General features: G+C 39.0%; 20 protein-coding genes and 1 other RNA gene. 12 read left to right on the top strand and 9 right to left on the bottom strand.

All coding sequences use genetic code 11. The features are described 5' to 3' along the window. Positions 1-71 precede the first annotated feature (71 nt). On the top strand, positions 72-866 hold the full coding sequence (locus NQ558_RS09760; RefSeq protein ID WP_005360869.1) for a formate/nitrite transporter family protein: 795 nt from the start codon (positions 72-74) through the stop codon (positions 864-866). On the opposite strand, the gene NQ558_RS09755 is transcribed toward NQ558_RS09760, so the two are convergent. Beyond that, the gene (locus tag NQ558_RS09755) at positions 863-1,369 is read right to left on the bottom strand and encodes a DUF6512 family protein (protein WP_005360872.1); all 507 of its coding nucleotides are present in this window, start codon (positions 1,367-1,369) and stop codon (positions 863-865) included. The genes NQ558_RS09760 and NQ558_RS09755 overlap by 4 nt on opposite strands. Before the next feature lie 313 nt (positions 1,370-1,682). Between NQ558_RS09755 and ssrA the strand changes: the two genes are divergently transcribed. The 6 genes from ssrA (at position 1,683) to NQ558_RS09725 (ending at position 5,062) form a co-directional block, all read left to right on the top strand. Next, positions 1,683-2,026: a transfer-messenger RNA gene (gene ssrA, locus NQ558_RS09750) on the top strand. 216 nt (positions 2,027-2,242) lie between these two features. Next, positions 2,243-2,593, top strand: a complete 351-nt coding sequence (locus tag NQ558_RS09745; protein ID WP_005360878.1) for a hypothetical protein — start codon at positions 2,243-2,245, stop codon at positions 2,591-2,593. Positions 2,594-2,736: 143 nt separating this feature from the next. Further along, complete coding sequence (locus NQ558_RS09740; protein WP_259907491.1) at positions 2,737-3,174, top strand: radical SAM mobile pair system MarR family transcriptional regulator; 438 nt, start codon at positions 2,737-2,739, stop codon at positions 3,172-3,174. Next, a complete protein-coding gene (locus NQ558_RS09735) occupies positions 3,171-3,860 on the top strand; it encodes a radical SAM mobile pair protein A (RefSeq protein WP_040446408.1) in 690 nt (229 codons plus the stop codon). Before NQ558_RS09740 ends, NQ558_RS09735 begins: the two co-directional genes overlap by 4 nt. Continuing rightward, the gene (locus NQ558_RS09730; RefSeq protein ID WP_005360881.1) at positions 3,848-4,756 is read left to right on the top strand and encodes a radical SAM mobile pair protein B; all 909 of its coding nucleotides are present in this window, start codon (positions 3,848-3,850) and stop codon (positions 4,754-4,756) included. The genes NQ558_RS09735 and NQ558_RS09730 overlap by 13 nt, the downstream gene beginning before the upstream one ends. Before the next feature lie 93 nt (positions 4,757-4,849). Further along, positions 4,850-5,062: a PF20097 family protein gene (locus NQ558_RS09725; protein ID WP_005360889.1), complete on the top strand. Its 213-nt coding sequence runs from the start codon at positions 4,850-4,852 to the stop codon at positions 5,060-5,062. Between the two features lie 124 nt (positions 5,063-5,186). On the opposite strand, the gene NQ558_RS09720 is transcribed toward NQ558_RS09725, so the two are convergent. Beyond that, positions 5,187-6,485 (bottom strand): tyrosine-type recombinase/integrase, encoded by a 1,299-nt coding sequence (locus NQ558_RS09720; protein ID WP_005360896.1) that lies wholly within the window; start codon positions 6,483-6,485, stop codon positions 5,187-5,189. Between the two features lie 87 nt (positions 6,486-6,572). Continuing rightward, positions 6,573-7,268: a helix-turn-helix domain-containing protein gene (locus NQ558_RS09715; protein WP_434470676.1), complete on the bottom strand. Its 696-nt coding sequence runs from the start codon at positions 7,266-7,268 to the stop codon at positions 6,573-6,575. A gap of 171 nt (positions 7,269-7,439) precedes the next feature. Between NQ558_RS09715 and NQ558_RS09710 the strand changes: the two genes are divergently transcribed. Both NQ558_RS09710 and NQ558_RS09705 read left to right on the top strand, forming a co-directional pair. Then, positions 7,440-7,655 (top strand): helix-turn-helix domain-containing protein, encoded by a 216-nt coding sequence (locus NQ558_RS09710; protein WP_004612412.1) that lies wholly within the window; start codon positions 7,440-7,442, stop codon positions 7,653-7,655. Positions 7,656-7,903: 248 nt separating this feature from the next. Beyond that, entirely contained in the window at positions 7,904-9,340 is a 1,437-nt protein-coding gene (locus NQ558_RS09705) for a MobA/MobL family protein (RefSeq protein ID WP_005360905.1), read from the top strand. Between the two features lie 50 nt (positions 9,341-9,390). Here NQ558_RS09705 and NQ558_RS09700 read toward each other — a convergent pair whose 3' ends face one another. From NQ558_RS09700 to NQ558_RS09675, 6 genes are all read right to left on the bottom strand, one after another. Then, on the bottom strand, positions 9,391-9,504 hold the full coding sequence (locus NQ558_RS09700) for a cysteine-rich KTR domain-containing protein (RefSeq protein ID WP_228775907.1): 114 nt from the start codon (positions 9,502-9,504) through the stop codon (positions 9,391-9,393). Positions 9,505-9,561: 57 nt separating this feature from the next. Continuing rightward, entirely contained in the window at positions 9,562-10,332 is a 771-nt protein-coding gene (locus tag NQ558_RS09695; protein ID WP_005360908.1) for an ABC transporter permease subunit, read from the bottom strand. Then, positions 10,329-11,225, bottom strand: coding sequence for an ABC transporter ATP-binding protein (locus NQ558_RS09690; protein ID WP_005360910.1), 897 nt, complete (start codon positions 11,223-11,225; stop codon positions 10,329-10,331). Before NQ558_RS09690 ends, NQ558_RS09695 begins: the two co-directional genes overlap by 4 nt. A gap of 1 nt (position 11,226) precedes the next feature. Then, positions 11,227-11,427, bottom strand: a complete 201-nt coding sequence (locus NQ558_RS09685) for a PLDc N-terminal domain-containing protein (protein ID WP_005360913.1) — start codon at positions 11,425-11,427, stop codon at positions 11,227-11,229. Next, positions 11,424-12,152, bottom strand: a complete 729-nt coding sequence (locus tag NQ558_RS09680; protein ID WP_005360914.1) for a MerR family transcriptional regulator — start codon at positions 12,150-12,152, stop codon at positions 11,424-11,426. Before NQ558_RS09680 ends, NQ558_RS09685 begins: the two co-directional genes overlap by 4 nt. 324 nt (positions 12,153-12,476) lie before the next feature. After that, positions 12,477-12,857: a TnpV protein gene (locus NQ558_RS09675; protein WP_005360916.1), complete on the bottom strand. Its 381-nt coding sequence runs from the start codon at positions 12,855-12,857 to the stop codon at positions 12,477-12,479. Between the two features lie 541 nt (positions 12,858-13,398). Here NQ558_RS09675 and NQ558_RS09670 point away from each other — a divergent pair. The 3 genes from NQ558_RS09670 to NQ558_RS09660 are packed head-to-tail and all read left to right on the top strand — an operon-like array spanning position 13,399 to position 15,269. Next, positions 13,399-13,770, top strand: a complete 372-nt coding sequence (locus tag NQ558_RS09670) for a GntR family transcriptional regulator (protein ID WP_040446415.1) — start codon at positions 13,399-13,401, stop codon at positions 13,768-13,770. Between the two features lie 15 nt (positions 13,771-13,785). Then, positions 13,786-14,649: an ABC transporter ATP-binding protein gene (locus NQ558_RS09665; protein WP_005360920.1), complete on the top strand. Its 864-nt coding sequence runs from the start codon at positions 13,786-13,788 to the stop codon at positions 14,647-14,649. Then, on the top strand, positions 14,637-15,269 hold the full coding sequence (locus tag NQ558_RS09660; protein ID WP_005360922.1) for an ABC-2 transporter permease: 633 nt from the start codon (positions 14,637-14,639) through the stop codon (positions 15,267-15,269). Before NQ558_RS09665 ends, NQ558_RS09660 begins: the two co-directional genes overlap by 13 nt. Positions 15,270-15,307: the final 38 nt, after the last annotated feature.

Raw genomic sequence — 15,307 nt, 5'->3', positions numbered from 1 at the left:
AGTTTACGGGCAACTGAAAAAGTAGTATCATTATTCTTCGGGTAAAAAATAATTTTGAAAGGTACGGAAGAATGATATCAGTAAAAGAAGCAACAAAAAACTACATTAATGGCGGAAAAGGAAAAACAACAATGCCACTTGGAAGAATGTTTGTATTAGCATTTTTGGCAGGTATGTTTATTGCTTTAGCCGGAACAGCAGCAACAATAGCTTCATCAACGGTCACTAATTCATCAGTTGCAAAAGTTATAACATCATTAGTATTCCCGGCAGGACTTGCCATGGTAATTATTAATGGAACAGAATTATTTACAGGAAACAACTTATTGATTATGTCTGTATTGTCTAAGAACATTACAGTAGGACAGATGTTAAAGAACTGGATAGTAGTTTACATTGGAAACTTTGTAGGTTCAATTTTTGTTACAGGATTTTTTACATTAGGAAACATTTATTCAATGTTTAATAGCAGTGTTGCAAAAAGCGTAATTTCAATTGCAACAACAAAGTGTAATTTAAGTATTCAGGAAATGTTTTTTAGGGCAATTTTGTGTAACATCCTTGTATGCGTTGCAGTAATGATGGCAGCGACATCCAAGACAGTAGGAGGAAAGATTATAGGTCTATTCCTTCCAATTATGGTATTCGTAATCTGCGGATTTGAGCATAGTGTAGCCAATATGAGTTACATTTCAGGTGGTCTTTTTTCAAAGATGGCATATGGAAACCTTGGCTTGGAAACAGCAGGACTTACATGGTTTAATTTTATTGTAAAGAACCTTTTAGTTGTAACAATCGGTAATATTATCGGTGGTTGCGCAACAGGTATTGCATATTGGTTCTCATACTATCGCAAGCAGGACTAATAACTTATAAACAGCGGAAAATCAGGCTGATAAAGTGTAAAAATAATAAATAAAGCAAAGATAATATCCCATATCAGAAATCCAAGTTTTGGAGTAAGGTATGGGATATTATAATTTTCAATTAAATGTGCTGTTATAAAAAAGGCAACACAAACACTAATAATAAAAGATAAAATATCAAGAAAAAGAATCGGTTTGCCGGTAAACACAGTATAAGTGTAAAACCACATTGGAATAAGAATCATGCCTGAAAGAATGCCAATAACTGCAGAAGGAATGTAAGTTTTGAATTTTTTTCCAAAAATAAAATACCCAATAAGAATCCAAACAGACATAGGGAAAAACAACAACTTCAAATGCTCCCATACACTTTCGTTGATGGGAGAAAAAATCCCAACAAACAGACTTTCCCCTGACCATTCATAAACAAAGTGCAACAGAGTGCCTGTAATAATAGTGAAAACAGCACCAATAATAAGATAAATATTTAAACGCCTGTACATAAAAACTCCAATCTAATCATATAATATTTTTAATCTTCTTAATAATCATATGCAGAAAATGGAAAAATATGCAGGGAAGAGGAATGTATTTAAATAATAGGAAGATATATATGTGAAAAAGAATTATGTTATAAATAATAATACACAATATGGCTGGAGAAAAAATATGTTATAAAAAAGTATGATATTTGAATTGGAATGGTTAAAATAGTTTCGTGAGTTAAAATAGTTTACGAATAGGACTTGACATCAGGAGAAAGATACTTCATAATTATAAAGATAATAAACAATTATTATACAAATAATCCAGTAAGGGCTAGTACTGGTTTCGACAGGGGCTTGGAATCTGGTGAAGCTATCCGCAGGGAGATGCGTTAAATCACAACTTAAAATTAAACGCTGAAGATAATTTAGCTTACGCTGCCTAATTAAAGGCAGCTGTCAATCCTGGAAGGCCTACGGTCCGGACATTGGCATCGACTTTAGTAGGGAACCCTAAATATTAAGCTTTGCGTATTTAGGAGTACTATGAAGCTACCAAGAGTTATAGGATGTTAGTTTTCGATAACTTGCGGGAAATTCAAACAACTGACTATGATAGTAGAAGAACAGGGGAAAGGTTTTTGGACACGGGTTCGACTCCCGTCTAGTCCACTCTTAGTCATAAGGAGGGACCTGCTCGAAGAGTGGGAGGATACCTTATGACACGAAAAAGACACTTGCAAACGAAAGTTTGTAAGGTGTCTTTTGAGATAAAAGCAACGGCATTGTATGTTATTAGAGTGATATACAGTGTCGTTATTTTTATGCTATAATGTGGATATGAATTTATCAAATCTGAAGTTATAAGAAGTGGAAAAGGAGGAAAAGTTAATGATAAAAAAAATAGCCATTGTACCCTATGTAACTAATGGGAGAAATTCACAGGTTGGATATGATGGACATTTTAATATTTTTAAAAAAAAGAGAAGTGCTGTATTAAAAGAAAATTTACAGTCTGTAATTAAAGCAAAAAATTGGGAAGCGGAAGTAATTGTTGATGTCAATCACGGAGATTTACAATCGCTGAAACGAGAAGGAGTAAACTTATTTTTAATTCCAGAAGATATTGCTAGGTATATAGACTACAGCAGTGTTAGTAAGGATGAGTGTTTCAAATTAACACATGATGAATATGAAAGCGGAAATATAGATAGAGTAGTGAAATACATAGAAGAAAATTGAAACATAATCTCTTAGAGGAGCTTATCAAATTCCAGTTTGGAGAATTGAAAAAAACGGAATTTACCTATTAATACATATAAACTGTTGACAATAAAGCTCCTATATAGTATTTTTTTAATAAACTACTATATAGGAGCTTTTGTATGGAAATGAATGGAGGATTTCTTGTCACCAAAATAAAACAGCTTGGAGACCGGATTTTCGAGAAGATTCTCAGTGAAAAGAATATTGATGCGTTTAATGGAGCTCAGGGACGTATTCTTTATGTGCTGTGGCAGGAGGATGGTATCTCAATCAGGTCACTCTCGACTAAATGCGGATTAGCGATAACATCTCTTACTACGATGCTGGAAAGAATGGAAAATCAAGGGCTGATAAGCCGTGTTCAGTCTGAAACGGACAAAAGGAAAACACTCCTGTTTCTGACTGAGAAAGCACATGCCTTAAAGGGCGAGTACGATTCTGTATCTGATGAGATGGGCAGTATTTACTACAAAGGTTTTTCAGAGAAAGAAATTACCAGGTTTGAGGAATGCCTCGACCGCATCAGAAAGAATCTTGAGGAGTGGCAGAAGTCATGAGTATTTGTATCAAAGATCAGATTCAGAACATGAATATCGTCATTGGCTGCACAGTGGGGTGTGCATATTGCTATGCCCGCAACAACGTGAAACGCTGGCATATGATTGATGACTTCGCTGACCCTGAATTCTTTCCGGGTAAGCTCAAGATGATGGAAAAGAAACGTCCGCAGAATTTTCTTCTTACCGGGATGAGCGATCTCTCCGGATGGAAGCCGGAATGGAGAGACGAGGTATTTGCAAAGATCCGTGAAAATCCACAGCATCAGTTCCTGTTCCTTACCAAGCGACCTGATTTGCTGGATTTTGATACCGATCTGGAAAACGCATGGTTTGGCGTTACGGTGACGAGGAAAGCAGAACTGTGGCGTATCGACGCCCTTCGGAAAAACGTCAGAGCAAAACATTACCATGTTACCTTTGAGCCGTTATTCGACGATCCCGGCACAGTTGACCTTTCCGGAATCAATTGGATCGTTGTGGGCACCATGACCGGAGCTCAGAGCAGGAAGATTCATACGGAGCCGGAATGGGCATGGTCTCTGGCGGACCAGGCACATAAGCTCGGCATTCCGGTGTTTATGAAGGAAGACCTTGTCCCTATCATAGGGGATGAAAATATGATTCAGGAAATGCCGGAAGAATTTAATAAAGTGTTAGAGGTACAGAAATCATGGAAGAAGTAATAAATGGAATCCTCATTCGAGAGGTGGAAACAAAGAACATCATGACTAAGTCTAGTCTGCCGGTAGGCGGTTACTCGGTCAATCCCTATGTGGGCTGTACACATGCCTGCAAGTATTGCTATGCTTCTTTTATGAAGCGCTTTACCGGGCACAAGGAGGAATGGGGCACTTTCCTTGATGTGAAGCATTGGCCGGAAATTAAAAATCCGAAGAAATATGCTGGACAGCGGGTGGTCATCGGTTCTGTGACAGATGGCTACAATCCACAGGAGGAGCAATTCGGGAATACCAGAAAACTTCTGGAGCAGCTGATCGGCATTGACGCAAATATTCTGATCTGCACAAAGTCGGATCTTGTGGTACGGGATATTGATCTGCTGAAGAAGCTTGGACGTGTAACCGTTTCATGGTCGATCAACACACTGGATGAAAATTTCAAGAACGATATGGACTCTGCTTCGAGCATTGAGCGCCGTATCTCTGCTATGAAGCAGGTATATGAGGCAGGTATCCGTACAGTCTGTTTCGTATCCCCGGTATTCCCCGGTATCACGGATTTTGAAGCAATCTTTGAGCGGGTAAAGGATCAGTGCGATCTGTTCTGGCTCGAAAATCTCAATCTTCGAGGCGGTTTCAAAAAGACAATTATGGATTATATCGCCGGAAAATATCCTGATCTTGTACCACTTTACGACGAGATCTATAACAAGCATAACCGCAGCTACTTTGAAGCACTTGAAGTAAAAGCTGAGAAAATGGCTAAGAAGTATGATTGTGCCTTTGTGGATAATGAAATGCCTTATGGCAGAGTCCCGCAGGGACATCCGGTGATCGTAGATTATTTCTATCATGAGGAAATCCGTGGGACAGAGAATACCGGAAAAAGAAATCGCTAACTTCAAGTTTGTAGATGCAAATACATAGTAATTATGGTGTAGGGGACAAGGAATTGTTCCCTGCAAATCGATATTTATAGGAGGTAAAGCAGTATGAAATGTCCATATTGTGGTGAAGAAATGATAAGAGGATACCTTATGAGCTCACGAGACATTACTTTTGCAGTTGATAATGTGACAAAAGTTTTTCGTATTAAACAATCGGACGATTTGGAATTGAGTAAAGGTTCAGGCGGAATCCCTCATTGTGAAGCTTATCGTTGCAGTAGTTGCAAAAAGATTTTGATTGATTATGCGAATAGATAAATTCCAGTTTATCTATTCAATCCTCTATAACCCCTGTATTTTCAAGGCATATCGCCTACTAAATGTTCAAACCTAATGTATTTTCCCTTGTTTTTGCCCTTATGAGCCGAAACAAGGGAAATTTTTATTCTCCGCCGATTACCTTATCCAGCAACCTTGCGGAAGTACGCTTTGCTTCCCTTGTAGCGTGAGCGTAAATATTCATTGTGGTACTGACATCAGCGTGTCCGAGAAGTTCCTGCACATCTTTAGGTGCTGCACCGTTTGAAAGCAGATTGCTTGTATAGGTGTGTCTGAGCATATGGAAGTGGAAGTCCTCCAATCCCTCCACCTTTTTTCTCGCTGTCCTGCACATAATCCCCACCGTACTTGGTGCTTCAAATGCCCCGTCAGGTCTAAGGCAGACAAAGGATAATTCCTTGTACCCCTCTGGGACTTCTTCCGACCTCGGCAGACTGTAAACCTCATAGTAGGTGCGGTCTTTTTCTTTGACCTCCAAATAGTAATTAAGGCTATACAGTTCCCCGTATCGGAAACGGTTTTTGTGCTGTTCTGTTTTCGCAGATTTCAGGATTGCGGCAAGCGTATCGCAAAAGTCCACGGTGCGGATTTTTTTACGCTTTGTTGCCCCTATTTCTGTTTTGTGCCTTGCCCCGTTGTAACGCATACTGCGGCGTACTGTCAGATATTGTTCTTCAAGGTTGATGTCCTGCCAAGTCAGACCACAGACCTCTCCAATACGCAAGCCTGTATAATAGGCTATCTGTATAGGAAGAAGTGCAGGATTGTTTTTCTTTTTCAGGAAGTCCTCTAATCTCTGATACTGTTCGTAGCTGAGCGTTGGTGTGGAGGCAGTTTCTCCGTCCTCGTCCGAGAACAGTTCGTATTCTTCTTTCTTTCCTCGCCATACCACATACTGCATCGGGTTAAAGGTTATCAGTCTTTTCGGGAATACCGCAAAACGGAACGCCCCTTGTAAAACAGCCGAAAACAATCGGAGATACCCTTTGCTGAGTGCCTTTGCGGTTGTACCGTCAGGATTTGTACCGCCAAAGCTGAGAAAGTCTATATACGCCTGTAAATGGTCGGCGGTTACGGTTTTCAGCTTTCGGTTTCCTATCGGGTGCTGTTTGATACGGTTGACCGTTCCTTGATAGGACATTACCGTACCATTGCTGAGATTGCCGGGTTTCAGTTCTTCCTCCACCCACAGATCGAGCAGCATACCAACTGTGATGTTTTCAGACTTCGCAACGAATTTCTTTTCCTCATAGTCAGCGATTGCTTTTCTGAGCAGGGCTTCGGTTTCAGACTTGCTTTCTGTTCCCACAAACTCTTTCTGTACTTTTCTGCCGCTTTCATCTTCGATATAGAAGCGTGCGTACCACTTTTTACCTTTTTTTCTTACAGAACCTTTTGCCATAGATAAATTTCTCCTTTCTATCCGTGGCAATCGGGACTGTGACATATGGTGTGCGTAAAGTAATAGTGTCACTTATGCCGATGAATGTCAATCGGCATTTTCACTTGTCAAAGTGCCACGGAATTTTTCTTTTTCAGCAACCCTTTCCTCGGCTGCTGTCACTATCCCGAACAGGTCGCCCATCTTTACAGCGGTGCGTCCCTCATCGTAGATATGTAAAATCCCATCTAAAAACTGCTTCATATCCTCGATAGGAAGTTCCATTTCTTTACGGTAAACTCTTTCCATAATCGCCCCTGACTCAATCGCATAGCGGCGTAAGGACTGCTTTAAGCCCTCGTCCTCCGCTACACGGTCAACCTCAGACATAGCGTCTGCAAAGTGATAAGTCATAACCGTATAGAGGTCAATCATCTTTCCGAGGAATGTGGTGAGCAGTTGTTGGTGCGGTTCTCCCTTTACCACAGAAGAAACAGTATCAAGATAATTTTTGATATGTTCCTCCATATCCCTTGCACATAAAGTGCGGCTGTCATATTCCTTATCTTCGGAAAGTCCTGTTAGCCATTCGGGAGTGGTCAGGAGTGCTTCTGCCAGCCCGTTGATAATCATTGTACGCTTCGGGTCTACTCCGTCCGCTTCATATCTCTGAATGGTAGATTTGTTTACCCCGACACGCTTACCAAGTTCGGGCATTGTTAAGTTTAATTCTGTTCGGCGTTCTTTCACTCGTTCACCGACCTGTTTTGCGGTGAATGTAATTTCTTTTTTCAAGGTTTTCACCTCCTATTGCTGATAGTATAACATAGAAAAACCTATTTTGCAACTAGAATTTTAATAATAGACAAAAATATTTCTTAATAAGTTGCAAAACAAGTTGACAAGAGATAGCAAAATAAGTATAATTACAGATACACAGTTGCAAAATGCGTATTTTGAAAGGAGGTTGATAAAATGAGCAACATCAAAATGGGTTTAACCATAGAAGAAGCCGCAGAATGTACGGGTATCGGAAGAAATACAATGCGTAAGTTGGTAGACTGGGGCAAACTTCCCGTCCTCAAGGTCGGAAGAAAAGCGATTATCCGCAGAGATACTTTAGAGCGATTTATGAGCGTCAATCAGGGAAGAAACCTGCTCAATGAAAACGATGTCCGCAAAGTAGAATAAGCATTCTCCAAGCCCTCGGCGTTTGAGAGCGAAATACACCCCTCGCACAAATCTTCGATTTGTACTCTGGGTATTTCGCCCTTGCAGGGGGGCTATGTATCACAGCTTCGGACAATGCACCGCCGCTATGATACAGAAGAAAACAGCACACTGTTTTCTTCGCTGTCCGTCTGCTTACGCCGCCGAAACAGCGGCAACCGATTTCTCGGTTGCAAAAAGAGTATGCCCGTCACGGGAGGAAGGAGTATATGGCAAGACATTCATTTATACAGATGTCGAAGCTACCCAATGTCAAGGGAAGAATATCCTATATCACAAGCCACGCAAGACAGGAAAATCTCTATGCCACCTACCGCACCGCCGACAATGAATTTTGGAGTAACCTTGCAAGGGAAAGCCAGCAGGAATTTAAGCGAAGCGGTACAGAGGGCAAATGTATTGAAGCAAGGGAATTAATTATCGCCCTGCCTGAAGTATATATAAGATATGAGCCGCAGGAAGTCCTTGAAGATTTTACGGAGGAGTTCCACAGGCGGTATGGTGTGGAGTGCGTGTCAGCCCTCCACCACAACAAACGCAAGACAAACTATCATATCCACCTTATCTTCAGCGAAAGAAAACTGCTTCCTGAACCTGACATCAAGATAGCCACACGCAGCGTGTTCTATGATGAAACAGGCAAAAGGGTACGCACCAAGAAAGAAATCACAGGGGAGGACGGGCAGATACGAAAAGGCTGCACCGTCATAAAAAAGGGAGAAATTTATGAAAGCCACCTCTTTACCGTAAAAGATGATAAATTCAAAAGCGAGCCTTTTCTTCGGGAGGTAAAGGAGATTTACACCGACCTTATCAATCGCCATATTTCCGATCCCGAACAGCAGTTAAAGGTCTTTGATAAGAACAGCGTTTATCTTCCCACAAAGAAAATCGGCAAGAACAATCCCAAAGCCGCCGAGATTGAAGCGGATAACACTGCAAGGCAGGAATGGAACAGGACAGCGGATATGGCGTTGTTATCAGGTATTTCCGAAGCAAAGATTTTAGAAGTCAAGCAGACCGAGATACACGAAAAAGCAAGCCAATCCATCAAGAGTAAAGGTTGGCTGCCTAATCTGTTCCGTGGGATTGTGGCAAAGGCAAAAGATTTTCTGCAAAACCTTATTCGGGAGAAAGATATGCCACCCAAGCCTACGCTTGACATTGATATGGCAGAGTTTTGCCATATGAGAAACCTGATGATAAAAGTACAGGATAGGGCAAGGGAAATCAAAACCTTGCAGGATAAAGTTTTGCCGCAGTTGAAACAGCAGCTTGCCAATACAAAGGGAATTTTCAAAGGCAAAGAACGAAAAGCGTTGGAGGTAAAAATCAAAGAAACCGAAGTGGAGATTGCCGACAGGCTGGATAAAATCCCCGATACGCTCAAAGGGGACGGTTATCCCGATGTGCAGGTATTTATGCGGACTTTCCGAGAAATGGAAAGCGTTGTGGAACAGTATAACCATGACCTTGCCCAGTGGGAATATCAAGTCAGCAGGAAACCAACAGCCACCGCTAAAGAACAGCACAGACCGCCTGAAAAGCAGAGCGTGTTAAAACATCTGCGTGAGATACAGGAACGCAACAAGCAGAAACCTACGCAAAAACAGCGTAAGAAATCCATTGATAGAGATAGCAGATAGGCATTAAAAAACCGCCGTTATGGCGTTACCCATAGCGGCGGCATACATAATTATTTACTGACTGCAAGCGTGATTTTCATATCTTGAACATTGATGATTGTTTCTTTCTTGCACTTCGGACAGTAGAGAGGAAAGTTTTTCATCTCAGTATTTTCTTGTATCATTGTTCAGGTTTTATTGCCGCAGACAGGACAAAGCATCCATATACTTCATACACATACTTAAAGCTGCCTCTTGTTTATAATCGGAATACTTACAGCAACGCATACTATACACAAGAAAACAGTGATAACTATAGCTTTTATATATGCGTCTATTTCCTCTACACCCATCAAAAGTGAGTTGGTATTCATCAATATAGTAGGAGAATACCACTTTGCTTTCGGTATGATACTCAATAAATATGCCAATAGTACTGTCCCTCCGATACACAAAGAAACGCCTGTGTTATTCTTCAACAATGATGAAAATAGAGTAATAAGGCATATAACCCACACGCCAAATATCCACCACATAGTTGCTGAAAAAAATAAGTTATTCGCAATACTGTTATCCCAAAAATACTCATTGTATCCATAAGTAATGGTAAAACATATCTCATATCCAACTGTCCAAATTGACAGCAACAGCACAGTTTTTGCAAGTACAACTTTATATCGTGACAAGCCTTTTGTCAGCACAAGTAATAATGTTCCAGATTTGTATTCTTTAGTAAATATATCGCTAAATATAAGTACAAAAGCAATCAGCGCAATCGGAATGTTCTTAAAAAATTGTGTCCATGAAGTCAAAGCATCCACTTGAACATTTGTGACAATCAACCCACTTTCTGCCATTGAGTCAGATAGCATTTTCATCATCCATGGTGTTAGCTTCGCAACCGCAGGACTCATAATACCGAACAGTACAAATAGTAATATAATAATCATAATTTTACCCGTTCGTGTAGCTTCCATATATTCTTTTCTCATAAGAGCTAACAGAGATTTCATTTTGTCACCTCCAAAAACAGAGTTTCAAGCGTAGGCTCTAATCGTTCAATTTTTTGTATAGGAATTCTGTTTTCAGAAATATATTGCATCATATCAAAAAAACGATTCTCGTTTCCCTGAAAAATAAGCGCATTTTCCTCTGCATGTTGAAGTTCATTAAATGCCTCTGCAAGCATATCAGCAACTTCTTTTTTCTCTATTTCAATAATAAATCCGTTAGATGATTGCTTGTTTCGTAGTTCTGCAATAGTTCCTTGCATAGCAATTTTTCCGTCATTCAAAAAAGCTACCTCAGTGCAGATACGCTCTACATCAGAAAGAATATGCGTGGAAAAAAGTATTGTCGTCTGTTCTTTGGCTGCAAGAAGTATATCCAAAATCTCCTTGCGCCCTGCTGGATCAAGTGCTGATGTCGGTTCATCGCAGATTAAAAGTTTTGGACGATTTAGGAGTGCTTGTGCAATTCCCAAGCGTTGTTTCATTCCTCTTGAAAATCCTTTTATGCGCCGTTTTTCCTGACCAAGACCAACTAGTTTCAACAGCTCTGTACTTCTCGCTGTAATATCTGCTTTATCCATTCCACATAAATTACCGCAGAGAGTTAAATATTCTGTCGCTGTCATATAGGAATAAAATTCTGGAACATCAGGCAAATAGCCGATATACCTATTGGTGTTAGTCTGTCCAAAATGCACTTTTTCTCCCATAACATAGATTGCACCACTATCACATTTTGTAAGACCAAGGATTGCTTTCATTGTTGTCGTTTTTCCAGCTCCGTTTTTACCGATAAACCCAAAAATGCTGTGTTCCTGAACAGATAATTCAAGTCCGCAAAGCACTTTTTTACTGCCAAAACTCTTAATTAGGTTTTGTATTGTTAGTACATTCATCTTATTCCTCCTTGCCAAGCAAGAAATAGAGAATTGGTCCGATAAACTGCATACCAATAATCACAACAATAAGCCACAAAGTGCGATTGCCTCTTTTATAGTTCTTATGGGTTAAAATGTGATAGATTGTATACCCCAACAAAACAATTTCTGCGATTGCCAACGGAAGCAAAAACGGAAGTAATTCCATAAATTCACTCATTCTTTTTCCTCCTCTCCATAGGTTTCCACACACAAGCCTTTATACCCACAGCAAGTACATGTCAGGTTTCTAAGAGTAGGAGTATGCCTTGCGAAAATAGCCTCCTTTAGCTTCGGCTTAAAAACCTCATGGCATTGCGGACAGATATATGCTACTTTTTTGAAATAGAATTTAGTGACCCAAATTCCATATAGGATGGCTACCAAAACATAAAGAGCAAACGGCCACCAAATTCCTGTAATTATCCAAAGAATAATAGATGTCCATTGGATTATGTTAATAGGAAGACCTGTAATCAACAAGGTAGCATGTAGTTTCCTCATTTTCTTTTTGTTTTCCATCGCATAAGCTATATCACCAATAGATTCAATGGAGAAATTTTCTATGGTTTTTAGTTCTTGTTTAATACCATCGAGCATATCAAGTTTTACTTGTCTTTCATGTATTTCTTCTTTCAGAATATTTTCTTGTTGTTCAAGCAAAACGGAAATAACACTACCAGGGTCATGTTCAGACAACAACTCTCCTATGCTGTTTATTGAAATGCCAGCATCACGAAGAAAGCAGATAATCTTCATCCGTTTTAAATCCTCTTCTGAATAAAGTCTCCTTCCGCCCTCTGTTAACTCGCTGGGTGTTAGAATGTTACGGGTATCATAATACTGTACCGTTCTGACAGATACACCGCAGAGCTTTGCAATTTCTCCAGTTGTATATTTTGACATAGCCTCCACCTCCTTTCATCACTATCTTATTTCATTACGCAGCGTCATAAGCAATATGTTACGCAGGGGGATTTTTACAAATTTCAAAATTTATTCATTTTCAGTTCTTCTAATCTGTTTTTGTTTGCTTTCAGCCTTCTGTGCAATATTTTTTGAATTTTTAAGAACAGGACACTCTCGAATTATATTCAAGTATAATACCCCTTATTGCAGATTATATATATTTTATTCGCTTAAACAAAGAATATCAACTTTGTAATACGACATCACTCAATACAATTTTACAAATAAAGGCGACAGAAAGAAATCTCTGCCGCCTTTGTTTTATGCGTAAATAATTTCCATATTGACGATTTCTCTTGCCCTTGCTTGTATCTCGTTCATTCTTCCAACCCACAACATCGAGTTTTCTGCTTTGAGTTGTTCGGTTACCCCCTCCTTGCCAGCCATTTGCTCGACCAATCGAAACATCATTTCCGCTGCCTGTTCGTCAATATCAGCAAGATAACGGTTCAATTTTCCGCTTGTGAGTAGCGTGGTGTAAACCGCCCGTTTATGTTCCTGTAAGTAGCGTTTGTGCCGCTGCCCCCATAAGCCGATAGGTTTGTGTTCTTTTTCGGTTGGTAAAGTAAGGCAAGGGATATAATAATCTCCCTGCAACTCATACCATAAACCATTCTTTTTATCAAAAATGTACTTGTCCATATAATTAATCCTCCAGTATAATATATTCGCACATACATCACAGTTCTCCGATTGCCACACTCTGTTATATCTTGTTATGAGATTTTCTTGCCCTTGATTTTGCCCTTATAAGCAGTCAGGGAAAGAGTAAACTTGTGTGAAATCATATAAAGGAATAAGGCGAACATATTGCGATAAATCCTTTATTTTCAAGGCTTTTGGAGAATTTTATTGATAACCTATGGAGAGCAATAATCATTCATAATTTTATAGTTTTCAAATTCAAGTTTGTAGAATTCAAAAATTTAATATGAAATGTGAGATAGAGCGTATGGAAATAATCTATACGTTCTATTTTTTTTGCTTTTTTGAAAAAAGTGATTAAAAAACTATTGACATTTTGTTACTGGAAAGACAACAAAATCTATTATTTGATAGACAGCCACTCACTTTTCCTAATGTATTTACATCTTTTCTCTTGACAGGTTCACACAAATTGCCTATACTGTGCTTATCGAATAAGTACACTTATTACGATAAGTACGCATGGTGAGGTGAGAAAGTGGAGATTATCATAAGTAATAGCAGTGATAAGCCTATTTACGAACAAATCTGTATGCAAGTAAAAAGTTTTATTATGGACGGCAAATTATCTGCTGGCGAAGCCCTCCCTTCTATGAGAGCTTTAGCAAAAGATTTACATATCAGTGTTATTACCGTTCAGAGAGCATATGAAGATTTAACGAGAGATGGATTTATAGAAACTGTATCTGGAAAAGGCAGTTTTGTAGCATCACAGAATAAGGAATTTATTCAAGAGGAACAGTTACGAATTGCTGAAGAACTTTTACAAAAGGTCGCAGAAATTGGTCGAGCACATGGCATTAGTCTTGGGCAAATGACGAATATTCTAAAACTATTTTACGAGGAATAACGAGAGGTGACAGGCATGGATAATAACATTTTGGTGCAGAATTTATGCAAGCAATTTGAGGGATTTTCTTTGGACAATGTTTCGTTCAAAGTCCCTAAAGGCAGGATTGTAGGTTTTATTGGCGAAAATGGTGCAGGAAAAAGCACTACTATCAATCTGATATTAAATGAACTAAGCAAAGATAGCGGACAGATACAAGTCTTTGGAATAGACCATACAATTCCAACTGTCAAAGAAAACATTGGCGTCGTTTTTGATGAATGTAATTTTCATGATGTGTTTACAGCCGCAGATATTGAAAAAATCTTGAAAGGAGTTTATAAGACATGGGATAGTAACCTTTTTTCACAATACTTGAAAAAATTCAAAATCCCGACCAAGAAAACGATTGACACATTTTCTAAAGGCATGAAAATGAAGTTGTCTATCATTTGTGCTATGGCACATAGACCTAAACTGTTGATTTTGGACGAAGCAACAACAGGTCTTGACCCCGTTGTGCGTGATGAAGTATTAGACCTATTTTTGGAATTTATCCAAGATGAAGATTGCTCTATCTTCTTTTCGTCGCATATTACTTCGGACATACAAAAAATTGCAGACTATGTGATTTTAATTCATCAGGGAAAAATCATTTTCGAGGAACCGAAAGATAATCTTGTTTATAATTATGGCGTAGCAAAGTGCGGAAAAGAAAAATTTGCACAGCTTTCCTCTGATGATTATATCATACACCGAACTACAAATATGAGCGTGGAGTGTCTTGTTCATGACAAGGAAGCATTCAAACGAAAATACAAAAACATCATTGTGGATAATGCCACATTAGAAGATATTATGCTTTTCTATGTTAAAGGAGGTACATCATGCGAGGATTGATATATAAAGACATATCCGTTTTCTTCAAGAGTATTGATAAGAGACTTATTCTGATTGCAGCAGCAGCTATTGTTCTGCTTATTTTCAATGCTGGAATTTATGCTGGCTTATTTGCTTCTGTTATGTTTGCCATGACAATCGGTATGCAAAATATTATGAGTTTCGCAAGTGATGAAAAGGCAAGCTGGAAAAAATATCAATTAGCTATGCCGATAAGCAATTTTACTGTTGTTGCAAGTAAATATGTTTCCGTAATATATACTGTTGCAATCAGCATTTTGGGAAGCATTGCGTTCAATAGTTTATCCAGCATAATTTTTCAAAACTTTGATATGCTTATCTGGTTATTTTCGATTGGAGCAGCAGCTATTATTCCGTTGTTATGGACAGGAATTTGCTTGCCATTAACTTATTGGTTTGGTTTTCGTTCTGCGCAAACTATGGGATTGATTGTGGTAATTCCAATGTTTTACTTTGTAAAATATTTTGAAGATGGGCCGGGAATGGCTGCTATGGTAAATTCTGTTCATTCATATGTGCTAATCACAGGGATAGCGGCAATTTTGATTTTTGGAATTTCCCTCATAATAAGCACCATTGGATATAGTCGCAAGAATTAAATCTGCAATTACCATTCAAAAATAGCAAACCCAGCCGA

The organism is Eubacterium ventriosum (genome assembly GCF_025150745.1).
Lineage (GTDB): Bacteria > Bacillota > Clostridia > Lachnospirales > Lachnospiraceae > Eubacterium_G > Eubacterium_G ventriosum.
The sequence above is the reverse complement of the archived record's forward strand: the minus strand, read 5'-3'. Positions and strand labels throughout refer to the sequence as shown.